Origin of the sequence: Mesorhizobium sp. M2A.F.Ca.ET.043.05.1.1 (assembly GCF_003952445.1) — a bacterium.
In the GTDB taxonomy this organism is placed as follows: domain Bacteria; phylum Pseudomonadota; class Alphaproteobacteria; order Rhizobiales; family Rhizobiaceae; genus Mesorhizobium.
This window is the reverse complement of sequence record NZ_CP034446.1, coordinates 6,712,484-6,735,403: the sequence shown is the minus strand read 5'-3', so window position 1 is coordinate 6,735,403 and position 22,920 is coordinate 6,712,484. Positions and strand designations below refer to the sequence as shown.

Below are 22,920 nucleotides of genomic sequence, written 5' to 3'. Positions count from 1 at the left end.
TCGCAGCCTTTGGCCACCAATTCGGCAATCTGAAACCTGAACCAGCGGAACTTGCCTGAGACGGAGCGCCTCAAGCCATAGTGCTGGTTGCCGTGCCCAGCCCTGCTCCAGCATCCCGTGCAGCGCCCAACAGGTCAATCGCATTCATACGATTAACGCTGCCCCAAGATGAGTACGACAGGGTCGAATTTGGCGCCACAAGAAGGTTCACCTTGAAGGCATTCACGAACTTTCACGCCCCATATTTGTGGTCTACGGCGGCATCAAGGCTGTTACTGCGACTCCCACCGGTCATCGGCGAAGCCAGCGGCGTAGCGCCATACCTGGCTCCGGATCCGCACGTCTGGGAGCGAGTAAATCGATCGCTCGAGGCTTGGCACCTGCACAACTCGACAGATCCTCGGCTCGCCGCGTTCCCGCGCCCGATCGAGTCGAGACGTCATGAGGCGAAACCACATGAGTAGGCGAATTATGGCCTGCTACAGCCGTTTGGGCGGGGATATCTGCAGCCGGAGCGCGTACATGGCAGGCCACGACGCGCCGGTCCGCCATCGACACCAAAGGGGGCATTTCGACGCGGCAGCGTTCGATCGCGAGCGGGCAACGCGGGTGGAATGCGCACCCGCTTGGCGGATTGATCGGGCTCGGCACCTCGCCCTCGACGGGTACCTCCAGCCGAAGCCGCGTCGGATCCGGCACCGGAGCAGCCGCGATCAGCGCCTCGGTGTAGGGATGGACCGGTTTCGCAAAGAGCGCCTCGCTCGGGGCGAGCTCCACGATCCGCCCCAGGTACATGACGGCGACGCGATGCGCGATATGTTCCACGACGCCGAGGTCATGCGAGATGAAGACGAAGGCGATACCCATCTGATGCTGGAGATCCAAAAGCAGATTCAAGATCTGCGCCTGCACGGAGACATCAAGGGCTGATACCGCTTCGTCAGCGATGATGAGCGAGGGGTTGAGCGACAGGGCGCGGGCAATGCCGAGCCGCTGGCGTTGACCGCCCGACAGCTCGGACGGCAGCCTGTGCATCATCTCAGGCGACATTCCAACTTTTCGCAGAAGGTCCGCGGCGAGTGCCTGGCGCTGGTTCCGGCTGAGACGCTCAAAATTCTCGACGGGTTCGGTGATGATCTGTTCGGCGGTAAGGCGCGGATTTAGCGACGAGTAGGGGTCCTGGAAGACCATCTGCATGCGACGGCGCCAGGCGTGAAGTGCATTCTTCTTGAGTCCCGCAATATCCGTCCCGTCGATCAGCACGCGCCCGCCCGTCGGCTCGACGAGTCGCATCAGGAGCCGCGCGACGGTAGACTTGCCGCAACCAGATTCGCCGACGATGCAAAGCGTCTCGCCCGCCTCGACGGTGAAGGATACATTCTCCACCGCCCGGATCACCGGAATGCTTTTCCGGAAAATTCCCGCACCGAGCGGATAATGCTTGGTCAGATTCTCGACTTTCAGCAGAGGACCACTCATGCGCCCATCACCTCTTCGGCGCGCCAGCAAGCTGCGGCGTGGCTCGACCCCACATCCCGCAAGACGGGTGTCCTCTCGCGGCAAATATCGATCGCGAACGGGCAGCGAGGCGCGAAGCTGCAGCCGACAATGGGCTCGCGCAGACTTGGCACGATCCCGGGAATTTCTGGAAGGCGGCGCTGTCGGTCCCGCCGCCGATCCGGCACCGATCGCATGAGGCCTTGGGTGTAGGGATGTGCGGGACGCGCGAACAGATCGATCACGTTCGCTTGTTCTACGATCCGGCCGGCATACATGACGATCACGCGCTGGCATGTCTCGGCCACGACGCCAAGATCATGCGTGATGAACATCACGGCCGTTCCCGTGCGCTCTTTCAGATCGACAATGAGCCGCAGAATCTGCGCCTGGATTGTGACGTCGAGCGCGGTCGTCGGTTCATCGGCAATCAACAGTTCCGGCGAGCAGGCAAGAGCCATGGCGATCATGGCCCGCTGGCGCATGCCGCCTGACATTTCGTGAGGATAGTTGCTGACGCGACGCTCGGGTCCGCGATGCGGACGAGACGGAGCATTTCCTGTGCCTTTGCCATGGCAACGGAACGGGAGGCTTTTGTGTGGATCTGCACCGCCTCGGCAATCTGGTGGCCGACCGTGTAGACGGGGTTCAGGCTCGTCATCGGCTCCTGGAAAATCATGGCGATCTGGTCGCCGCGGATCTTTCGCATCTCCCGATCGGACAGCTCAAGCAGATCGCGTCCATGAAAGCGGACCTCGCCGCCGACGGTCCTGGCGGACAGCTTCGGTAGTAGGCGAAGGATTGACAGGGCGGTGACGCTCTTCCCGCATCCCGATTCGCCGACGACACCGAGCGTTTCACCTTTCTTCACCTGGAAACTGATGTCGCTTAACGCGTGGGTGACGCTGTCTTCGCCGTAAAAGTGCGTCTCGAGGTCGCGAACATCGAGAAGAACATCATCCTCTAGAGATTCTCGCATCAGCATGTCAGCGTCTCGGCTTCGCGCGGGGATCGAACATGTCGCGCAAACCGTCCCCGAGCAGATTGACGGCAAGGACTGTGACGGCAAGGCAGATACCGGGGCGAAGATCGTCAATGGTGCGATGGCGAGATACAGGCGCGAACTGGCGATCATGTTGCCCCAGCTCGGAATCTCGGGCGGCACGCCTACGCCGAGGAAGCTCAGCCCCGCCTCCGTCAGGATCGCGCTGGCGCAGACGGTGGCGCCCTGCACCATAAGCGCCGGAATGGTGCTCGGCAGGATGTGCCGCCACAGCACTTTCGGCAGGCTCGCCCCGCCGCAGAGCGCGGCCTCCACATAGGGACGCTCGCGAACACCCAGAACCACCGAACGAACCAGCCGCGCGACGCCTGGCGTCTCGGGGATCGCGATGGCGACGATTAGGATGGCGATGCCGGGGCCTGTCAGAGAAATGAGCGCAATCGCCAGCAGAATCGTCGGGATCGACATCAGGCCGTCCATGATCCGCATGATTATATTGTCGAAGCTGCGGTTGTATCCGGCGACAACACCGATCAGGAGCCCGACCACGGCCGCGCTCGCAGCCGCCAGCAACCCTACCAGCAGGGAGATGCGGGCGCCGAAGATCGTTCGCGCAAATACGTCCCGGCCCAGATTGTCGCTCCCGAACCACATCTCGGCCGACGGCGGCTGGAGGCGCTTGAACGGATCCATGTTCACCGGATCGCCGACGTAGAGCGGGGCAGCGAGCGCCAGAATGATCATGAGCGCCAATAGGCCGCCGCCTGCAACAACCAGCGGGTGCCGTCTTGCCAGCCGGGGAAGATCGGATAGCTGCAGCCGACCCATCGGCACGGCTTCAACTGGTGCGGAGATGAGGGTCATATCAGTACCGGATGCGGGGATCGATCAGCGTATAGGCGAGATCGACCGTGAGATTAATGACAACGTACAGACCCGAAGTCAGGATGAGCACGCTCTGGATTATGGGATAGTCGCGATTGTTGATCGCATCGACGACCAGACGACCGATGCCGGGGATGTTGAACACCGTTTCCGTGAGGACAACCCCGCCGATCAGATAGGCGAAACTTATGCCGATGACGGTCAGGATGGGGACTCCGGCATTCTTCAAGGCATGGTGGAAAAGCATTGCATAGGACGAAGCACCCTTGGCGGCGGCCGTTCGCATATAGTCTTCCGACAGGACCTCGAGCATGCTCGCCCGCGTGACCCGCGCAATGAATGCAATGTAGCCAAGACCTAAAGCCACGCTGGGAAGGATCAGATGCACAAACCAAGACCCAAGGCCACCGTCGATCGGCCTATATCCTTGGACCGGCAACCAGTGTGTCCTGATCGCGAACAAGTATATGAGGAAAAAGCCGACGACAAAGACCGGAACGGAATAACCAAGTGCCGAAAAAGCCGCTAGGAGGCGATCGACGAGGCCGCCCGTTCGCCACGCAGCAAGAATGCCGAAGGAAACCCCGACCGTCACTGCGAGGATCATCGTCAGGATCGACAGGGAAAGGGTCGGTTCAAGCCGCTGTGAGATCAGTTGGAGAACCGGCTGCCCAGTGAAAATCGAGGTCCCGAAGTCGCCGCGTAGGATGCTGAGCGCCCAATGGACGAGCTGAACAGGCAGCGGTTCATTGAGTCTCAGCTGTTCGCGAATGCCGGCGATCACCTCTGGCGTGGCCGTGTCGCCGGCAATGATGGCCGCTGGGTCGCCAGGCGTGAGCCTGAGAAGCAGGAAGATGAAGATCCCGACCATCGCCATGACGGCGATGGTCGATACCATCCTGCGCAGGGTGTAAGTGACCATTGACTCAGGCCTTCCGCATGTTCCACATGCACACGAGCCCGCTAGGCACCTCGATGAGGCCGGTAAGCGCCTTGCGGTGCGCGGTTGGTGAGACACTTCCACCTAACAGAACGCCGCCTACGAAGTCCACCAAACCCTTGCATCTTGCGGGCCAGGGCCTTGCGTTGTTCGAGCGTCTCAACATCTGCCCATGTGGCCCGCAGAGCCTCGTATTCATCGTTCTGCGGCCAGCCGTACCAGGCCTTGTCACCGCTCGCGAGTGCAAAGGAACTGGTGATAGGACTGCCGATGCTGTAATCGTCCCAGCTGCTGATGAAGATATTCCAGCCGCCGTCCTCGACGGGGCCTTTGTTCGCCCGGCGCTTGACTATTCCGCCCCAGTCGCTCGGCGCAAGTTCTGCATTGATCCCTATTTTCCGCAGTTCGGCCGCCAAAAGCTGCGCGGCAGCGTCGAACTGCGGGTAGTTTGTGGGCTGAAGAATGATGACCTTCTCGCCGGCATATCCGGCCTCTTTGAAGAGCTGCTTGGCTTTTTGCGGGTCGCCGCCCTTCTTGAACCATCCCGTATTTTCGTCATTGGAATAGGGTGTGGTGTTTCCGAATAGCGACGTGACGGTATGGGTGTATCGCGGGTCGGGAGACATCACCTTAAGAAAGGCTTCCTGGTCTATCAGGTGAAGCATTGCTTGGCGCGCCTTCACGTTGTCGAACGGCTTTTGCAGGAAGTTCATGCGGAGAAAAAAAACATCGCCCGACTTATTTAGCACTTGGAGTTGAAGGTTGGAGTCGCTCTCGATCACTGGGTAGAGATCGGGCGGCGGCGCCTCAACGAAATCAATCTCACCTGCCTGCAATGCCGCCAAAGCAGTCTGCTGATCGGCGATATTGTCCAGATGACACGATCAACCTTGACGGCCTTCCCGCCGGCCAATCCGTCAGACGGCTCCTTGCGCGGCACATATTGTTCATTGCGATCGTAGGTGAAGCTCGAGCCCGGCTTGGCAAGAGATTCATTGAATTTGAACGGCCCCGATCCGATATTCGCGGTCACCTGCTCTGTCGCGGGGCGACTAGCGTCCTTCTCGCGCATGATGAACGGCAACGGCGCCGTAGCGCCCGCCAGGATTTCAATGAGAGGCCCCAGTGGTTCCTTGAGTGTGATCGTGAAGATCTTGTCGTCCCTTTTCGAGATATCCCTTGCTCGTTCCATGAGCAGTTGTCCGCCGGGATGCACTTGGCCCCAACGACGGATCGAAGCCACACAGTCCGCCGCGGTGACGGTACTTCCGTCGTGGAATTGTAGGCCATCCCGGAGCTCGAAAGTATAGGTCATCTTCTCGTCGGAAACGCTCCACTTCTCTATCATTTGCGGCTGCGCCAAAAGCTTTGAGTCGAGCGCAAACAGTGTGTCGTAGATCGCTAGGCCATGATAGGCGGTTGTTCCAGCCGTCGTAAAAATCGGGTCGAAGATGCTAAGGTCGCCGTTTATCACCATGCGTGCCGTTCGCGCTGGGGTTGGTGCCGTCTGTGCCCGTAGGGCCGACGGGATAGAAAAAGCGGCTCCGGCGGCCAAACCCACCTTGATAATTTCGCGTCGTGAAATAGTCATGTTCCAGTTCCCCTTCTCATTAGCGCTGTTCTGAACAGTTGTCGTCATGACCCGCCGACGGCGAATTCAGGACAATGATTGGCCCGCCGTACCGTGGAGGGCGGCAGCAGGCCGACACATGAATTCCAGTTGCCACGTTAGCGGCAGTCGTCGTGCCGTGAAAACTGACGACAACGGGAGGACAAGGACTGAATATCAATCCGGCACTCGCTCTCGGGAAAGCGTCGAGAACTCCCTGCGCAGGATCATGAGTCGTGGTTGTGTAGCTTGAACGCACTGATCGTGCCGGGCTGCCCCCCATCGATACCGGCAAATGCCGCCGCGTCGACGCCAATGCTTACGGATCCCTCTAGCAACTTAAAATCTCGCTAAGCGCCCTGGCGGCGATGAATGTGATCTCGACCACTAATGTTTGGTATATTATCATAAACATTTTTGCACGTCAACAGAACAGCGCTTATTCAATGGGCAAACCTTCGGCAGCGGGCACGCCCTCCCCGGAGGGGGCCTCGCCGGAGGTGAGTTATGGGGAAAAGCCGCGATGACTGCAATCTCGCGCCGAACAAAGCGTCCGCCGTTCCCCCGCCGGGGACGCTTAATCGTGATATATTATGTTTGAAAATGGAATATCATTATGTTACCAAATGATCACGCAGGAGAAGAGTAGAATGCATGAAGACCGGTGGCTCCCCGCTCAAGGGCTCGAAGAGTCAGCCATTTTGGAGGCGATGGAAAATGCGCGGCGAGGTGACGTGGACTGGCGTGGAGGTCGCTTGCCTGGCTTCTACGTGCATTTCGCCGGCGATGAAGTTGATCGCATCGGCAAGCGTGCTCTTGAGATGTTCCACGCCACCAATGCGCTAGGCAGCGGGGCCTTTCCTTCGATCAAGCGCTTCGAGAGGGAAGTCGCAGACTGGTCACTGTCGCTGATGCATGCCGATGGCGGAACCGCCAGCATCACATCCGGGGGAACCGAAAGCATCTTCATTGCAATGAAGGCGGCGAGGGAGTGGGCGAGAAGCAACCGCCCGGAAGTGACAAGGCCCAAGATGGTAATCTCTCACAGCGCACACCCTGCCTTCGACAAGGCGGCCAAGTACCTAAGCATTGACGTCGAGCGGATTGCGCCCCGCGATGACTTCAAAGTCGACATGGACGCATTTGTGGCTGCGCTTGACGATCGGACCATATTTATAGCCGGTTCGGCGCCGCAATTCACGATGGGCGTGTTCGACCAGATCGAGGAATTGGCCTCCATCGCCATGTCGCGGAATATCTGGTTTCACACCGACGCCTGTGTGGGCGGATTCCTATCACCCTTTGCGGAGCAGAACGGACACGCCATCCTCTTTGGGATTTCCGGGTAAAGGGGGTGCGGTCAATTTCCGCGGACTTGCACAAATACGGCTTTGCGCCGAAGGGGGCCTCGATCGTCGCCCTCTCGGACCTCGCCAATCGGAAATATCAGGTGTTCGACTTCGACAACTGGTCCCGCGGACGTTATGTGACCTCGACATTCGCGGGAACACGTTCAGGCGCAAACATCGCGGCAGCTTGGGCCGTGATGCGTTTCCTTGGCATTGAAGGATACTGCAGGATTTCCGAGCGGATTTGGCAGGCGCGTGATCGGCTCATCGAGGGCATTCACGGCATCGACGGACTGTTCATATGTGGTAAGCCTGAACTTACCGTTATGAGTTATGGCTCAAGGGCGCTTGATGTCTCCGATATTGCGGCGGGCTTATCAGCAAGGGGCTGGTATACCGTAGCTCCTTCGCGGCATCCCCCTGCCATCAACCTAGGAATTCTGAGCCTAGCTTTCGCCGAGGTAATACATGAGTACTTATCAGACCTGCAAGAGATCGTCGAACAGCTGAACGGGGGCGAAAAGAGCTTCGATCATTCCCTTATCGGAAACTACGGCTCCGGCTAAACCCGTGACCGGGAGCAACCTCGTTGTTGGGGGTCATCCCCGAATCGGCCTCAAGATCGCGGCAGCATCCATAATATCGGCGATGTAAGTCAGCGACTGGTCAATGTCTTGCCTTATCTCCTCCGCAACCATTGCGGCATCCTGGTTCTCCACTCCGATGGCAATCCTCTCCCTCCAGTCTCCTCGGGCTGCGGATATCGAAGTGACATAGTGGGGAAACAAGAGGTTTAGATACGGTCCAGACTTAAGCCAAAGGGAATTGATGATCTTGAGCAGGTTCGGCATTTGGCACTCGCCATAGAGTTCGAACTGAAACCTATACACAAGGATCAAGTCGGCCCGCCGATCGCGCTCAGCTCGCGCCTTCTTCAGCTTATTGGATATTGCGCGCAGTCTGACGGCGAACTCGGGCGTCCCTCTTTGCGCCGCCCGCTCCGCCGCGAAGCGTTCGACGTGCAGCCGGATATCGCGCAGTTCGCAAATTTGTTCACGGGTCAGCAGTGGAATCAACGCGGACCGGTTTGCCTCACCCTGCAGCACACCCTCGGATATAAGCCGATAGAGGGCCTCGCGAACCGGCGTCGGGCTCATCTCGAAGTCCCTGGCCAAATTCCTAATCGTGATCTTTTCGCCGGGAGCGAACTGGCCGCTCCGGATCAGTTCACCGAGCCGCTCGTAGACCTGGTCTCGTAACATATCTGAGTTTGGTGATTTCAAGAAATCCATCCTTTGCTTCGTCCCTTGCCTTCTCTTCTAAACGTTGCGCCGCCAATAGAAAAGTCGTGAATTTGTCGGTCGACTTTGGTATATCAGTTATTATAGATTGACATCACATTTTTGGACGTATAATTTCGGGATCCGCGACGGACAATAGGGCACAGCAATGCGTGTGATGGCAGCGTTTTGGCAGCAAGAGACCAACACCTTCAATCCGCACCTCACAACTCTACAACGATTCCGGCACGGCGCGCTGATGTTCGGAGAAGACATCGCCCACCGCTTCCGGGGCACCGACACAGACTGGGGAGCGTTGCTCGAACGTGCCCAGAGCAAAAACTGGGAGCTTGTGACGCCGCTCCATGCCCACGCCGGATCGAGCGGCGCTCTGACGGGGTCAACTTTCGAAGAGCTGGCTGACATCCTACTCGAGCCGCTTCGTGAACCACGCTCGGTCGAGGGTATCCTGCTGATGCTCCACGGCTCCATGGTCTCGGAGAGGATTCAAGACTGTGAAGGGGAGATCCTGTGGCGCGTCCGGCAGCTGGCCGGGTGGGATGTGCCTGTTGTCCTGACATTGGATCCCCATGCGAACGTTTCCCACCGCATGGCCGACATGGCGAACGCCATTGTCGCTTACAGGACGACGCCGCACTTGGATCAGGCCCAAACGACACAGCTTGCGTGTCAACTGCTTAGCGAGATGGTCGAAGGGGGCGCGCTCACGCAGGTGAAGCTGATCAAGCCCCCTCTGCTGGCCGGTCTTGATAGCGCGAGGACAACCAGTAAGGACGGCCCGATGCCTCGGATTCTTGCCCTTGCCGAGCGCTTGACCGTGGAAAATCCGGCCATCCGACATATTAGTGTCCAAGCCGGGTTCTCGTATGGCGACGTTGCCGACATCGGGCCTAGCGCGGCAATCACCTGCTCAAGGGCCACCGATGACTACCACAAGGAAAGCAATGCATTGGCGCGGGAAATGTGGACAACGCGCGCCGAACGTACCGTGACGTTTCACTCTGTCTGCGAAGGATTGCAGATCGCGGAAAACCTCGCGCGCTGCGAACGGCCTGTCGTTGTGGTAGATTACGCGGATAATCCGGGGGGCGGTGCGGCAGGCGACGATGTCTCGATTCTCAAGGCCATGCTTGAACGAGGCACGCGTGACGCCTTTTTCTTCAGCTTATGGGCACCTGAGGCTGTCGAATCGTGTTTCTCAGCAGGTCTCAATAAGGAGGTTAGGCTCACGCTGGGGTGCGATCATGACCTAAAGGTGACCGGCCATGTTAAGGCGTTGACGCCTGGCGACTATTTGCGCAGGGGTGCGTATTTTCGCAATACAATTGGAAACTTGGGAGCAAGCTGTCTCGTCCTGATCCAGGGGATCAAGGTAGCGTTGACGTCTATAGCAATTCAGACTGAGGAACGGGAGCAGTTTAAGTTGTTTGGCGTGCATTTTGAAAGCGAGAAACTGGTGGTTTGCAAGGGAATGAATCATTTCCGGGCAGACCTCGAACCCCTCTCCCAGGCATTGGTTTTCGTTGACAGCGGCAAAAGCTGCACCGCAAACTATGCTTCCATTCCGTATGAACGAGTCCGACGGCCAATCTGGCCGCTGGATGATTTCCAATAACAGCGCCCGACGACTTCGGGAGCAATGTTTAACTGCTCACCGCATGCGCCGCCTACAAGGCCCTCTTGGAGCCCGGCAAGGGAGCGTTTGATTTCTATGTCCAATTCTGGTGAGCCGAGCAATTCTGCGGCAACGGGGATGTGACGACTAATGAATCAATGTAAATTCTGGCTTCGCGAGCCTTCAGAGGTAGAGAATAAAATGCGGAAGGAACCTGTGTCGGCCCCGAAGCAGCTCGGGACGCGTTCCCATGAGCTATTTTCACGTGCCCGAAACGTGTTTCCCGACGGCACGACGCGTGCGACCGTTGAAAGAGACCCCATGCCGCGATACGTCATGAAGGGTGAGGGTGCGTATCTCATCGATGTCGATGGGCAACGTTTCCTGGACCTGCACAACAATTTCACCACCCTCATTCACGGACACGGATTTGCGCCCGTAATTGAGGCCGTCGCGCGTCAGCTTCAGGACGGGACTTGCTTCGCCAATCCCACCGCTCACGAAATTGACCTGGGAGAGCTGTTGGTCGGCCGTATTCCGGCGATCGAACAGATCCGCTTCGTCAACACCGGTACTGAAGCCGTGATGTTCGCGATCAAGGCGGCCCGGGCGTTCACCGGGCGTCCCGCAATAGCAAAGATAGAAGGTGCCTATCACGGTGCCTATGACTGGGCTGAGGCCGGTCAGGTGGGCACCCCCGCCACATGGGGTCTAGCCAGTGCTCCCACAGCCTTGCCATCGTATATGGGTACGCCCGAGACAGTGGCGGACGACGTCATTATTCTTGGTTTCAACGACGCCCACGGCGCCCGCCAGCAGATCGCGGCCGCCGCGGGTCGTCTCGCGTGCATTCTCCTCGACCCGATGCCAAGCCGGGCCGGCCTGATCGCGCCGGAGGCCGACTTCATCGAGGCTGTTGTTACGACCGCACGCCAATATGGCATTCTAGTCGTCAGCGACGAAGTTCTGAACCTTCGCCAAGGCTATCAGGGCGCTTCCGTCCGCTACGGCATTCAGCCCGACCTCCTTGTTGCAGGCAAAATCATAGGCGGCGGATTTCCTATAGGTGCCGTGGGGGATCACGCCAAGTGATGGGAGTGTTCGATGGCTCGAGCGGGCCGGCCAAGCTGCAGCAGGGAGGTACTTTCTCCGCCAATCCAGTTTCCATGGTTGCGGGCCGGGTCAGCATGGAGCATATGACAGAAGCTGCATTCGAGCGCCTCGAACGCATGGGCGACTGGCTCCGCCGAGAGCTCGCCGCGGCCATCAAGATGCGCCAGGCTCCTTATGTGGTCACTGGCGCGGCTTCACTGCTCCGGATTCATCCTAAACGTCGAATGCCGCGCGACTATCGTGAGGCATATACGCAGCCTGGCGAAGCGGCATCGATCAGAGAGATGGGCCGCTTCTTTGCCAGCGAGGGCATTATATTTCCCGCAGCCGGAACCGCATGTCTTTCCACAGCGATGTCTGAGGGCGACTTGGAAAATGTCGCTCTGGTCTTCGAGCGTTACCTCGCGGTTGAATCCACTCTTTGACCCGGAGTTGCCGGCATATGGCATAGGTGTCGTCCCTCGGTCGAACTTGTTCGACGACACATGGCGGATCACCTCGTCCGGTTCATTGTAGCCCTTAGTGACGCCTTCGAATGTTCAGTCTTGCGGGGAAAGCGTGGTGATTTCTGCCGCCAAATCGAGAAGGACGGTGCCGAGCGAACGACAGTCGGTTGTGGTGCAAATATTTTAGCTTACCTCGGCTTCGAACTGCTCCTTGATTGTCTGGCGCGTTAGCTAAGCCACCGGCGGCGTGGACATCACCCCCGCATCAGGCTGGCCCCTCTGCTCGGCCAGTTCCCCGGGCGATCATTTTCAGGGCCGGCGGTATGGCGGCGGCCATTACTCGAAGGGTTCGGAACGCGGACGGTCGCCCCATAGTGATGCAATGTGATATTATCTTTCAAGGACATAAATGAGGTTTTGTGATTGCAAAGTTATATTTGTGATATTTGATGGCGCTGCTTAGTTGACGGCCGTGCTTGACTCTAGAGGAGATGACAACAATGCTGATCGGATACGTGAGCGACGAGAACTTCGTCGCGCTCAGTGACGTAATTGTGGAACTAGTCGGCGCCAGCGGGTCGGTCGCGACGCGATCGCGAGCGTCGGGCGCAGTGCACGCGGACATCCCCCCGGGCACTACACCGTATACCTGAGCTGTCCTGGATACGGCAGCAAACACAGCGAGATTGACGTGGCACCCGACCGGCCGGTGCAGCTACGACTGCTGCGGGACAGCCTGCTCGGCTACGCGTGGCCGAAGTGGGTTCGCGCGGGCGACGAGGTCGAGGTGCGAGTGCACTCCCCGGCGGAATACCGCGTCGAGCTATGGCGCTACGGCTGGGAGAAGCAGCTCGTCCGTAGGCTTGGCTACGGTCGTCATCCGCTAGACGCCACCCGCTTGATCGTGCCCGACGGCGATTACACGCAAACTGGTGTCGGCTGGCGCGACCCGCTCTGCACCGAGTCGCCGGCCGAGTCCGGCCTGTACTTCTTTCACGTGCATACGGCCTCTGGCGAGACCGCAGCGTTCCCGCTCGTTGTCGCGCCCGCCGTGCCGACAGCACCGATCGCTGTGCTCACGTCGTCAATAAACTGGAACGCCTACAACCACTTCGGTGGCCGCAGTAACTACATGCACCCCGTCGCACTACCCGAGAGACCGTCGGTCAACCGGCGCCAGGACCTTGAGCGGTACCACCACCCAGACTCCGCGTTCACGTCGATAGGGACGAGTGGCTTACGGACGACTACGCGCCGCTGTCCTTTGACCGTCCGGAGCCGCAAAACACTGTGCCCGTCGACGCACGGATCACCGATCCGATCGAGGGACGTGAGCCCAACCATCTTGCTGCCGCCGAGTGGCGGCTACTCGGGTGGCTGGAGCGCGAGGGCTTCGCCGCCGACACGTATTCCGACGTCCACCTGCACACGGGTGCTCTCGACCTCGATGCTTACCGCGTGCTCGTGCTCAACACGCATCCGGAATACTGGACTAGGCGGATGTACGACCGGGTATTGACCTGGGTCACTGAACGCGGCGGTCGACTCGTCTACCTCGGCGGCAACGGCGTCGACTGTGAGGTCGAGCTCCCGCACGAGTACACGATGATCGTGCGGAACGGGGACAACAGGGTCCTCGAATCTAACCCAAGCGCGCTGCAGACCCGATTCGGCATGCGTGGAGTCCAGACGGCGAGCCTGCTAGGCGTCCGTGACGATGGCGCGGGTTTCCTTACGGGCGCGCCGTACCGCGTCATCGACGCCGCGCACTGGATCTTCGAAGGCACCGGGTTGTCCGACGGCGACCTATTCGGCGAGCGCAGCCTTTCCACCCGGAGCCCGGGCGGTGCCTCCGGCCACGAGATGGACAAGACAACCGAGAGCTCACCACCGGGCACGACGCTCCTGGCCAAGGGCGCCAACGTGGGCGGCACGGGTGCGGAGATGGTCCACTACCAAACGGTGAGCGGGGGCGAGGTCTTCTCCGTGGGCTCGCTCGCCTACCCGAGCGCACTCCCCGTCGACGACGCAGTCTCCCGCATCACCGCCAACGTGCTGCGCAGCTTCACGGCCTGATGCAACCGGAATCAAGACAGTGGCTATGGCTTGTCTACGCGGGCGAACGTGAAATCTCCCCGGTGGCGGCCGCAAGTCGAAACTTGGACGCTCGACACTAGCGCGCTTTGGAATACCGCATCAACAGGGTCGCTGTGGAACGGGATGTATCGGCTGGGAGGAGTTCATGGAGAACCAGAGGCGACCGAAGTGAGGATTTGACCCCCGAAGTGAGAAACTGACCCACTCTTTACGGGTTTGCTGTTTCGTTGGGTCAAGCGCCGGTCCGGTTTTCTGCAGAGGCCCGGCCCGACGTGTCAGCACCAACTCGCGCAGATGCTTGCGACTCTGATCCGCCGGATGCCGCCGACCGCGCCGGCGGTGAGGGAACGGTTTGATGTTGGCCGTCCCGGGTAATTCTGACGAGCGGCTCACGGCCGGCGTCCCACTTCTGCGTTGGTGAGGTGGTGCGTCACCTCAATATGCGCCCGTTTTGTGGGAATCGTCAGCACGCGTTGCGCGACACCAAAGGACGCCGGGTCGGCCGCTGCCACATGGTGGAAGAAAGATCGTATCGCAGCTAGTGGGCATTGCGCGTGGCGACGGTGTTGTTCCGCTTCTCCTCGAGTTCGTCGAGAAAGGCGAGAACGAGGTCTCGATCGAGATCTTCGAGCACCAACGCCGCCGGCCTCTTCCGCAACCTGGCGGCGGCAAAAAGGATCAGCTGCGGCGCGGCAATCAACGTGAGAGCGCGTATTGCCTCACGTAACGATGCTTCCCGAGATTCAAGCGTTGCCTCATCCATTTTGCTCCCGGCTTGGGGCGAAGGAGGCCGGGCGCGGAGATGGCCGGGGTTTCGCAGCGCCCGGCCTCCTTCGCGAGCGCCACGGCGCCTCAGTGTGGCCTTGCGATCTCCAGGATCGGCGGCTCCTTGTTCAAGGGGCCAAACAGCAACGCGTCCGCCTGTTCGCTGCGCCAGACCTTCAGCCGACGCTGAAGTGTTCGAAGCAGTTTTTCCGGGTAGGCGCCGGGATACTCGGCCTGCAGTCGTGACAGAAGTTCGCTGCCGGTCCGCCATGGTTCGGCTTCGAACCAATTTCGCAAGTCGGCAGTCGCCTTGACGAGAGGGTCAGGACGCCGCCGCCCCCTTTTGGCTTTCACAATCGGGCGATCCGTCGGCCGGATAGCACCGTCCTTCCAGGCAGTCCGCAAAGTCGCCAGGAAAAGGTCGATCGGCTGGGCTGCCCCGTCAGGGCGCACGGCCGGCGAAGTGTCGGCAAGCGCAGCGAGCCGCTCCTGCATGGCGCGGATATCGCGCAATAGCAGGACAGGATCGAGTCCGGCGTAGATTTCCTGCAGACGGGAGCGGACTGCATCTGAGGTGCGAGCGTCGGCAACCAGACGCTGATGCGGCGTAGCCGGCGGACTGTACGTCTTGCGCACACGCGCGCCGTCGCGCTGCTTCGCGATCAACTTGAACGACGGTTGAAAGAAGTTCACGAACAGCCGCGCTGACCGGTAGAGCTTCGCTAGCAGCGTGGCGGCCTCGAGCCCCTCGAACCGACGATATCCAATCATCCTGCGCACCACGGCGCCATTCTTCTGCTCGACAAAGGCCTGGTCGTTCTTGCGATAGGGGCGGCAGCGCGTGAAGACGATGTTGGCGGCGTCGCAGTAGTCCTTCAGCGTCTCGTTCATGAAAACGGTGTCGTTGTCCGTATCCAGGCCGAGAAGCGCGAAGGGCAGTTGCTTGCGCAATTCTGTGAGCACCGTGCTCAACAGCGTCTGTTCGCGAACCAGCAGCGGCGCACATTCCGTCCAGCCGGTTGCGATGTCGGTGAGCACGAGGGTTTGGATGAAGCTGCCGCGAGCCGAAGGGCCGCTATGGGCTACGAGGTCCGCCTCAACGAAGCCTGGCGCTGGATCGTCCCAATCCGCCGACGTTCTAATGGGAATGCTCCGTCGTAGGGCGTGCGCTGCGGGCCGTCGTCGGGGACGCCCCAAGCCTGCTCGGATCGGTCCCAGCGTCCTGTCGATCGTGGCCGCGCTCATCGCCAGCAATTTTCCCCGGATTTCGGGCGCTAGGTCAAAATGACCGTGCCGTTCCATCGCCTCGAGAAGGACCGGCAGCAACGCCTTCAGCCGCTTGCCGCAGACGCGGTCAGACGCCTCCCACAGCAATATCAGCGCATTGCGTTCCGCTTCATCATAAATCCGCGGCCGCACTCGCCGGCCTGAAAACGGCCCCTCACGGCGTCTTAGCAGCCGCATCGCGTGCTTGCGGTGAAAGCCCGTGATGACGACGAATTCATCCAAAATTCTCGCCTTCTCCGCTCGCGTCGAAGCACGATAGCGCTCTGAAACCGCAGCCGTCAGTTCTTTCCGTGTCGCCATGCTCAGCCGTCCCATAATTGCCCCTGCTCATACCCCTCGGTAGGGAGCAACTTATGTGAGGCAACGGCTGAAAATTCAGGAACATTTTCGACGAGGCAATGCGGCTTCTCTCCCAGATTGTCGCGCTATAATCAGCATGCGCAAGGCGTCGCGATAGCTCGCGACAGTCGCAGGAGTGGCGTTGCGCTGCTTGGTCAAGCGCCGGCGAAAGTAGGATTCCAGGAGCGGCGCCAGGAGCAGATGTTCGCTCATGCTGCACCTCCATCGAGGAAAGCGCGATCCGCCGCAATGGCGAGAAGATCCGCCGAACCAGTGAGGTAGTAAGCTGTATCGCTGTAGCTGGCGTGGCCGAGATATGTGGCGAGCAACTGGAGCAACGCCTGAACGTCTGCACGCTGTTGATGCCAGAAGCTGAGACGGGTCACGGCGAACCGGCGCCTGAGATCGTGCGGCCTTAAGGGCTTACCGCCATCAAGGCCGGCGAGCTTGCGGACCTCGGCAAAACCGTTTTCCCCGCGGGTCACTTCAAATTCCCCCGGTTGGGGTCAGTCAAACTCCCCCACCTGCAAGGCAGGACAGGAAGTGGATTTGTTAGTTTGACTTTGTTTCCCGGGCAAGGGCTTCAGCGGCTTCTTTGAGGCGATAGCTGCGACCATCGAACTCAAGCAGATGGCAATGATGCATCAGCCGATCGAGTATCGTCGTGCTCATGGTGGTGTCTCGCAGGTACGTGCCCCAGTCCTGCACCACCCGATTGGAGGTGACGATGACGCTGCGGCGCAGTTTGTAGCGCTGATGGATCAGGGTCTGCAGCCATGCGCCGGCGTCGTCGGGAATGGCGCGTGCGAGGAACAGATCGTCCAGCACGAGAAGATCGCAGTCGATGATTGTTCTCATCCGGGCCTCGCGTTGCGCGGGAGCGTTCAGAGCATGCCGGTGGAAGAAGTCATCGGTCTCGAGATACTGGACCTTGTGGCTGTGCAGGATCGCTTGATAGGCAATCGCCTTGGCGATGTGGGATTTCCCGGTGCCGGGTTTGCCGACGAGCAGGGCGTTCTCGCCGGCGGCAACGAACGCCAGTGTTTGGAGCTGGAAGCAGGTTTGGCGCGGCAATTTGGGATTGAAGGACCAGTCGAACTCGGCGAGCGTCAGTTTTTCATCGAGCCCGGATTGCTGATATCGCCGCTCGATAAGGCGAGACTGGCGACGGTCCAGTTCGTCCTGCAGGATCAAGGAGAAGGTCTCCAGGAAGGGTTGGTTTGCGCCCTGCGCCTGCAACACCCGCGTCTGCAACGTGTCGCGCACGCCCGACAGGCGTAGCTGTCGCAGGCAGCGTTCAATTTCGGGTATGGTCATCATGGGATTGGGTCTCCAGTTTGAGGTGAGAAGGCGCAGCGGCAGCGCTCGTGGTGCCGAAGCTGGTCCGGGTTGCGCAGGCGCCACGAGCGTGGATCGTAGGGGCACGGTCGTCGTGAGCATCGGCCTGGGCGCCATCGTTGGCGGCCTCGTGTCGCGCAGCGCGGCTGAAGAGGTCGCCATATTCCGCGGGGGCGCGGATCAGTGGATGATCCTGGGTGAGCTGCAAGGCCGGCTGTGGAGCTTCTTCAACCTGTTCCAGCGCGTGCTCAAACAGCCGCTCGACAGTCGCGCGTACGTGCCTGTAACGGTAGATGCCGTTGCTGATGGCATGAGCACAGGCTTGCTCGACCAGCCGCGTCGGATATTTCCGGCTCAGTCCCACAATGCCCCACATTGCGCGCTGTCCGGGGCGTCCCTCGGCATCGAACATGTGTTGGCACAGGGCCCTGGTTTGGGGACCGATGCGACCGGCGTTCGCCAGCAGCACGGCGGTTTGCCGCGACGGATTGAACGGCCGTTCGTCGGTCGGCAGGACGACAGAACCGGGGTGCGTCATCCGGGAATGAACACGCAGCAGCGCATGGGTGTGGCGATCACGGATCTCGATCGTGGAAGCGTAGACGCGCACGTTGACCTGACTGCCGATGAGCGCGGGCCGCGCGGCGTAATAGCTGTTGTCGACGCGAACGGTGGTGTCGTCGCAGACGGTCCGAACCACTTCAGTGAACATGCGGAAGGGTGCGACGGGAAGCGGTCGCAGGTGAGGTTTTTCCTCTTGGAACATGGCCTCGACCTGACGGCGAGTGCTGCCGTGGATGCGCTTGGAAGCCCAGTTCTCCTCCCAGTGCCTCAAGAACTCGTTCTGGGCTTCCAGCGTCTCGAAGCGCCGTCCGGTCAGCGCGGTGCCCTGGGTATGTTGAATCGCGTTTTCGACGCTCCCTTTCCGATTGGGGTCCGCCACGCGGGCCGGGTCGGCGACGACGCCGTAATGGGCCAGCATCGCGCTGTAGATCGGATTGAGCTCAGGTTCGTACAGATCGGGCTTGAGGACGCCTTCCTTCAGGTTGTCTAGGACGACATAACTGACCACCCCGCCAAAATATCGAAATGCCTCTTCGTGAAGCTGCGCCCAGACTTGCTGGCTGGATTTCCAGACCACTCGCCGGAAGCTGCGCCGCGAATAGCGCAGCGTCATCACGAACAGGCGGGGCCGGCGATATCGGCCGCTCTTGGGATCGATCGTCGGCGCGCCCTCGCCATAGTCGACCTGAGCTTCCTCGCCGGGAAGGAATTCAAGACGATCAAACTGCTCTGGATCGCTGTGTCGCAACGTGCGCACAAACCGATTGACGCTCTGGTAGCTGGACGGAAAGCCAAATTGATCGACCAAGTCCTGGTAAATCGCTTGCGCATTCCGTTTCAGGCGGACCTGGTCTTCGATCCACGTCCGATGCGGTTCGCAGGCCGACCGAGCCAGGCTGCTGGTGACCGTCGCTCCTGACACTCCAGAAGCCGGTGGTCGGGGTGGAGGAATTTGATCCTCCGCGCTCGCCGAGCCGGTGGTCACTTGCCCGGGGGAATTTGCCTCCGCACCATCCCGCTGCGCTTGGTAACGCCTTATCGTCTTGCGATCGACCCCCGTCAGCCTTTGAATCTCGCGTTGGCTGGTGTTGCGATCAAGCAGTGTCAGTACGGTGCTTTGCAGATGTGCCTTCAAGACGTTCAACTCCCGATCCCCCTTGCGGTATGAAAGGGGGCGAAAATAAACGTCCTGCCTTACCGGCTACCGCTGTTCAGCAGCGCTGCCGGTCATCATCAGGTGGGGGAGTTTCAAGTGACCATACATGGGGGATTTTGACCGACCCACGGGGTTTTGCAGGCCGGTCGCTGAGAGGCGGTTGCCACGAGAGCTGAGGAAGAAGCCCTGGTCCTTGGGCGTGGGAAAAGCGGCGTCACGCTCACGGGCGTAGTGGCGAAGGGCATCCCGGGTCGTCGTGTGAACTGGAACGAGACGGTCCTTGCGGAACTTCGTCTTCCGAACCAGAAGAACCCCGCTGGTCAGATCGACGTCGGAACGATCAAGCCTGACCACTTCGCCAGATGGCAGTCCCGAGCTTGCTAACAATCCGATCAGCGTTGCCATCGTCCGCCCCCTGAGAGGGATGCCTGGCGAAATGCGCGCACATGCGTCGATGAGCGACGCCAACTCTGACTCGCTGAGGATCCGCGGCGGCGGAATCGCCCTGGATCTGGGAAAAACTCTACGCTCCAAGGTCTCAAGGTCTCCGTTTGGGCATCAAAGACGGCGAGATACTCGTAGAATCGGCGGAGCACGCCGTGACGAGTGGTGCGGCTGTTGGCGGCGCCGCCGAACGACAGGACGAAGTCCAGCGCCATCGTCCGGGTGGCGGGCGCATCGTACTGAGCGCGTTCAACGTAGCGGACGAAAGCCCGCAACGTGCCAGCTTGTTTGCTGAAAGAGTAGCCGAGCGAGTGGCGCAGTTCGATGTAACGCTCGGCCTTCTCGCCGAGGAATCGGGTAAAGGCGGTCATGCCGCGCCTCCCGGAAAGGGGAGTGCGACCTCGGCGAGTTGCGAGGCCGCAACCTTCACGTACAGCGCTTTGTGTTGATGCTCCGGTGGCCAAGAAGATCGGCGACCTCGTTGATTGGCCTTCGCTGCCTGACGAGCTGGGTGGCAAGGCTGTGGCGCAGGAGATGCGCACCTGCGACCCGCCCGAGTTCGACCCCGCCATGCCGCAACCGCTTCCGCACGATCCTCGAAACAGGCGACGCGCACTTGAACGGCCCCAGCGGCGGCGCGAAGGACAGGAACAGATACGGACTATCCACCTTCGGTCGAGCGCAGGATGTAATCGGCGCGGCGCCGGTCTCCTCGAGGAGTGGTACCACCCGATCACGCTTGCCCTTGGTGCGCCGGACAAAAACCTCGCCAGTACGCCAGTCGATATCCTTCAGCCGAATGGCGCGTAACTCGCCGTTGCGAATGCCCGTGGTGGCGAGCAGCAGCAGGACGGCTCGATCGCGGATGTCGACCGGCGTCGTTGCGCCGATCGCATCGATCGCCTGCCGCACGTCATCCCATGCAAGGCGCGGCGGCAAATGTGCCAAACGCCAAGAGGGCGTCCGCAACGCGGGCGAGATCTTGGCGATGGTGGCCAGCCCAATACAAAAACCGAAGAAATGTTCGGATGTGAGAAGTCGCTGCCGTGCGGCTGCTGGAGGTCGCCGATAGTGACAGCCGATGCTCGACAGCAGCGAGGACGTGCTCAGCCGCCAACGCCTCGAGGTCCTGGCCGGGATGGTGATGGCGGAACCAATCCAGAAAGCGGCGGCCGCCCAGAAGAACTCCTTCGCGGGTCTTCGGCTCCAGGCCCCGCACCCTGCGCAGATAGTCCGAAAAGGAGGCCAGAAGCGGATTATCCGGGTCAGCATCTACACTGGGAACGGAAGCAATGAATCGCTCCGGAGCCACTCGCAGTGCGTGTCCCAGCGCCGACACTGCTCCAATGCGTGGAGAATCCGTCGTAAACGTGGACAAATAGCTATCGACGACATCCTGATGGATCGGCATCGGACCACAGCGCGTCGCGGCAAACTGGCTAAAGCGCGCAATACGGCTCAGGTAAATCTTGGCGGACGCTCGCTTATAACCAAGCGTGAAAAAATGCTCCGCGAGGCGATCCATCTCCCGCCGAGCGCACCGCTACGCAGGCGCTTGAGTACCCCACGATACGAAAAATAGAAGTCGAGCATATTGCCCCTCCAGCATTGCGGCGCAGGGGATCCCGCGTCCGTCAGAGAGGCATGAAATATTATGTGGCGGAGGATTCCAGATTTGGCAGACTCCGGCTGGCGCCAGGACGGCTCCGCCACAAAATCTCACCCGATGCATAAGAACGGTTACGTAGCGCGCCACCTAACCGTTCAGTGGTGCAGTCTATGTGTTCCGCGCGAAACGGGCACAGCTTGTTTCATTGTACATCCTTTTGTCAGATTCCCGGCAGCCGGATCATCCTATCATATTGATAATCAATGTAGTTTTTGGGTCGACGTTCGATCACGCGCTGCACCGCTATGCGTACCGTTTCGGAGCTTAGCGCCTCGACAGGAACTAACCATTGCGAGCCTTTGATTGCCTGTGTTGCCGGCAAGATGCCCTTCAGCACCAAGCTCTTTGCTGATCCGACGCAAATTCCAAAATGATCCGCAGCCTTCGCAAGGCTGATCATTTGATCGTCCGATGATGCGGGGTCGTAGTCCGGCAAGCCTAAGCGTTCGCGCATTTCCCGTACGCGAACGGTCGTCCAGGTCTCGCCGTCGCCGGTCTTACAGCGCATCCGATTGAGCGACACTGCGAGCTCTCGATCTGGCCAACGACCAGCGAGTTTGCGAAGTGCATCAACGGCGGTAGGTGCCATATCCCCCGGATATCGGCCAGTCTTGACGCGAGCAACACGAACCTCCGTGTGCCGGCCGCCGGTCCAGTGGATGAGTAGAACCGCCTCATTGGTATTCTTATCGAGATCGCAAACAATCTCTCGGACAACGATGTGAACCAGTCGCTGCTTGGTGCGTGTGTCCGTGGACGGTGCATTCCAAACCCGCGGCAGATCATGCGCAAGTAGCAGAAGCAGGGCGCGGTCGATTTTGGGACTTTCCGCCGATGCGGCGCGCAACTCCGTGATGCGGCCCTCAAGCTCGGCTACCCGTTCCAATGCACCGTTCCAGCGCGCCTCGAGTTCACGGGCCACATGGCGCTTGGCAGGATCCACAAGCTCGTATCGGCGCGCTGCAAGAGATGCTTCGTAGCCTGCGACTTCAAGCTCCCGTTCGACGGCGGCCATAATGTCTTTTCTCGAGCGCTCAACTTGGTCGGACGCCAATATCGCTGCCTCGACAGCCCGATCGGAGACCGCCTCAAGGATCTGCAGCGCAACCGCACGATCGACCCGCACTCCGCCAATGCCGATACATAAGCCCGCTCCGACATGGGCGTCATCGCCGCGGCATTGATACCGATGTGCATTCCCCTTGGCCTGGCCATAGAACACACGCATCATCCGCCCGCAACGACCGCACCGCATCAAGCCAGTCAGGAGTGCGCGACCCCCGCGCGCCGATTTGCGCGAGCAGTTCTTCTTCATGTGTGCGTTTTCCAGCAGCAGCGTCTGATTGTCTTCATACTCCTGCCAACTGATGTAGCCGGGATGATTGTCGCGCAGGAGAAAAGCCTTCGTGCGTCAATCTGGCCGCGTAAACGCGTGAAAACTCGCCATAGGGGCCGTGGATCAGCTTCCGATACAGTGTACTGCGTTGCAAATAATCACTTGCA

17 protein-coding genes and 4 pseudogenes are annotated in these 22,920 nt (G+C 60.0%); 5 read left to right on the top strand and 16 right to left on the bottom strand.

Going from position 1 to position 22,920, the window contains the following annotated elements; translation table 11 throughout:
* Window positions 1-291 precede the first annotated feature (291 nt).
* From EJ069_RS32525 to EJ069_RS32505, 5 genes and pseudogenes are all read right to left on the bottom strand, one after another.
* Window positions 292-1,479, bottom strand: coding sequence for a dipeptide ABC transporter ATP-binding protein (locus tag EJ069_RS32525; protein WP_245456399.1), 1,188 nt, complete (start codon window positions 1,477-1,479; stop codon window positions 292-294).
* A pseudogene (locus tag EJ069_RS32520) lies at window positions 1,476-2,482 on the bottom strand (ABC transporter ATP-binding protein). The gene EJ069_RS32525 and the pseudogene EJ069_RS32520 overlap by 4 nt, the downstream one beginning before the upstream one ends.
* Window position 2,483: 1 nt before the next feature.
* Window positions 2,484-3,364 (bottom strand): annotated as a pseudogene (locus EJ069_RS32515) (ABC transporter permease).
* A 1-nt stretch (window position 3,365) separates the two neighbouring features.
* Complete coding sequence (locus EJ069_RS32510) at window positions 3,366-4,307, bottom strand: ABC transporter permease (RefSeq protein WP_126064584.1); 942 nt, start codon at window positions 4,305-4,307, stop codon at window positions 3,366-3,368.
* Between the two features lie 4 nt (window positions 4,308-4,311).
* Window positions 4,312-5,916 (bottom strand): annotated as a pseudogene (locus tag EJ069_RS32505) (ABC transporter substrate-binding protein).
* Window positions 5,917-6,584: 668 nt separating this feature from the next.
* On the opposite strand from EJ069_RS32505, the gene EJ069_RS33665 reads away from it, so the two are divergent.
* Window positions 6,585-7,283, top strand: a complete 699-nt coding sequence (locus EJ069_RS33665) for an aminotransferase class V-fold PLP-dependent enzyme (RefSeq protein ID WP_245456398.1) — start codon at window positions 6,585-6,587, stop codon at window positions 7,281-7,283.
* Window positions 7,284-7,384: 101 nt separating this feature from the next.
* Window positions 7,385-7,849 carry a hypothetical protein gene (locus tag EJ069_RS33660; protein WP_245456397.1) on the top strand — a complete coding sequence of 155 codons (465 nt, stop codon included), beginning with the start codon at window positions 7,385-7,387 and terminating at the stop codon, window positions 7,847-7,849.
* A 33-nt stretch (window positions 7,850-7,882) separates the two neighbouring features.
* Here EJ069_RS33660 and EJ069_RS32495 read toward each other — a convergent pair whose 3' ends face one another.
* A complete protein-coding gene (locus EJ069_RS32495) occupies window positions 7,883-8,575 on the bottom strand; it encodes a GntR family transcriptional regulator (RefSeq protein WP_126064583.1) in 693 nt (230 codons plus the stop codon).
* A gap of 157 nt (window positions 8,576-8,732) precedes the next feature.
* On the opposite strand from EJ069_RS32495, the gene EJ069_RS32490 reads away from it, so the two are divergent.
* The 3 genes and pseudogenes from EJ069_RS32490 (at window position 8,733) to EJ069_RS33075 (ending at window position 13,834) form a co-directional block, all read left to right on the top strand.
* Window positions 8,733-10,199, top strand: coding sequence for a M81 family metallopeptidase (locus EJ069_RS32490; protein ID WP_126064582.1), 1,467 nt, complete (start codon window positions 8,733-8,735; stop codon window positions 10,197-10,199).
* Between the two features lie 201 nt (window positions 10,200-10,400).
* Window positions 10,401-11,737: pseudogene (locus tag EJ069_RS32485) on the top strand (aspartate aminotransferase family protein).
* Between the two features lie 1,278 nt (window positions 11,738-13,015).
* Window positions 13,016-13,834 carry a N,N-dimethylformamidase beta subunit family domain-containing protein gene (locus EJ069_RS33075; RefSeq protein WP_348639382.1) on the top strand — a complete coding sequence of 273 codons (819 nt, stop codon included), beginning with the start codon at window positions 13,016-13,018 and terminating at the stop codon, window positions 13,832-13,834.
* Window positions 13,835-14,393: 559 nt separating this feature from the next.
* Here the strand turns inward: EJ069_RS33075 and EJ069_RS32470 are convergent.
* The 10 genes from EJ069_RS32470 to EJ069_RS32425 all read right to left on the bottom strand — a co-directional run bounded on the left by EJ069_RS32470 (window position 14,394) and on the right by EJ069_RS32425 (window position 22,732).
* Window positions 14,394-14,618 carry a hypothetical protein gene (locus EJ069_RS32470; RefSeq protein WP_126064581.1) on the bottom strand — a complete coding sequence of 75 codons (225 nt, stop codon included), beginning with the start codon at window positions 14,616-14,618 and terminating at the stop codon, window positions 14,394-14,396.
* An 89-nt stretch (window positions 14,619-14,707) separates the two neighbouring features.
* A complete protein-coding gene (locus tag EJ069_RS32465) occupies window positions 14,708-16,222 on the bottom strand; it encodes an ISNCY family transposase (RefSeq protein WP_126064580.1) in 1,515 nt (504 codons plus the stop codon).
* Window positions 16,223-16,455: 233 nt separating this feature from the next.
* Entirely contained in the window at window positions 16,456-16,731 is a 276-nt protein-coding gene (locus tag EJ069_RS32455; RefSeq protein WP_245456396.1) for a hypothetical protein, read from the bottom strand.
* A 67-nt stretch (window positions 16,732-16,798) separates the two neighbouring features.
* Window positions 16,799-17,566, bottom strand: a complete 768-nt coding sequence (istB, locus tag EJ069_RS32450; RefSeq protein ID WP_126064579.1) for an IS21-like element helper ATPase IstB — start codon at window positions 17,564-17,566, stop codon at window positions 16,799-16,801.
* Window positions 17,544-19,292, bottom strand: coding sequence for an IS21 family transposase (gene istA / locus EJ069_RS32445; protein WP_126064578.1), 1,749 nt, complete (start codon window positions 19,290-19,292; stop codon window positions 17,544-17,546). The genes istB and istA overlap by 23 nt, the downstream gene beginning before the upstream one ends.
* Before the next feature lie 57 nt (window positions 19,293-19,349).
* Entirely contained in the window at window positions 19,350-19,772 is a 423-nt protein-coding gene (locus tag EJ069_RS33655; protein ID WP_245456395.1) for a tyrosine-type recombinase/integrase, read from the bottom strand.
* The gene (locus EJ069_RS33650) at window positions 19,697-20,119 is read right to left on the bottom strand and encodes a hypothetical protein (protein WP_245456394.1); all 423 of its coding nucleotides are present in this window, start codon (window positions 20,117-20,119) and stop codon (window positions 19,697-19,699) included. The genes EJ069_RS33655 and EJ069_RS33650 overlap by 76 nt, the downstream gene beginning before the upstream one ends.
* Window positions 20,120-20,174: 55 nt before the next feature.
* Entirely contained in the window at window positions 20,175-20,660 is a 486-nt protein-coding gene (locus EJ069_RS32435) for a tyrosine-type recombinase/integrase (RefSeq protein WP_245456393.1), read from the bottom strand.
* Window position 20,661: 1 nt separating this feature from the next.
* Window positions 20,662-21,273: a site-specific integrase gene (locus tag EJ069_RS32430; RefSeq protein WP_126064577.1), complete on the bottom strand. Its 612-nt coding sequence runs from the start codon at window positions 21,271-21,273 to the stop codon at window positions 20,662-20,664.
* 304 nt (window positions 21,274-21,577) lie between these two features.
* Window positions 21,578-22,732, bottom strand: coding sequence for a zinc ribbon domain-containing protein (locus tag EJ069_RS32425; protein WP_126064576.1), 1,155 nt, complete (start codon window positions 22,730-22,732; stop codon window positions 21,578-21,580).
* Between the last annotated feature and the right edge of the window lie 188 nt (window positions 22,733-22,920).

Excerpts from the sequence above, each read along its gene's own strand:
- EJ069_RS32525 (WP_245456399.1), bottom strand. The coding sequence starts at position 1,479 with ATGAGTGGTCCTCTGCTGAAAGTCGAGAATCTGACCAAGCATTATCCG.
- EJ069_RS32510 (WP_126064584.1), bottom strand. The coding sequence starts at position 4,307 with ATGGTCACTTACACCCTGCGCAGGATGGTATCGACCATCGCCGTCATG.
- EJ069_RS33665 (WP_245456398.1), top strand. The coding sequence starts at position 6,585 with ATGCATGAAGACCGGTGGCTCCCCGCTCAAGGGCTCGAAGAGTCAGCC.
- EJ069_RS32495 (WP_126064583.1), bottom strand. The coding sequence starts at position 8,575 with ATGGATTTCTTGAAATCACCAAACTCAGATATGTTACGAGACCAGGTC.
- EJ069_RS32490 (WP_126064582.1), top strand. The coding sequence starts at position 8,733 with ATGCGTGTGATGGCAGCGTTTTGGCAGCAAGAGACCAACACCTTCAAT.
- EJ069_RS32470 (WP_126064581.1), bottom strand. The coding sequence starts at position 14,618 with ATGGATGAGGCAACGCTTGAATCTCGGGAAGCATCGTTACGTGAGGCA.
- EJ069_RS32465 (WP_126064580.1), bottom strand. The coding sequence starts at position 16,222 with ATGGGACGGCTGAGCATGGCGACACGGAAAGAACTGACGGCTGCGGTT.
- istB (WP_126064579.1), bottom strand. The coding sequence starts at position 17,566 with ATGATGACCATACCCGAAATTGAACGCTGCCTGCGACAGCTACGCCTG.
- EJ069_RS33650 (WP_245456394.1), bottom strand. The coding sequence starts at position 20,119 with ATGACCGCCTTTACCCGATTCCTCGGCGAGAAGGCCGAGCGTTACATC.
- EJ069_RS32430 (WP_126064577.1), bottom strand. The coding sequence starts at position 21,273 with ATGGATCGCCTCGCGGAGCATTTTTTCACGCTTGGTTATAAGCGAGCG.
- EJ069_RS32425 (WP_126064576.1), bottom strand. The coding sequence starts at position 22,732 with ATGAAGAAGAACTGCTCGCGCAAATCGGCGCGCGGGGGTCGCGCACTC.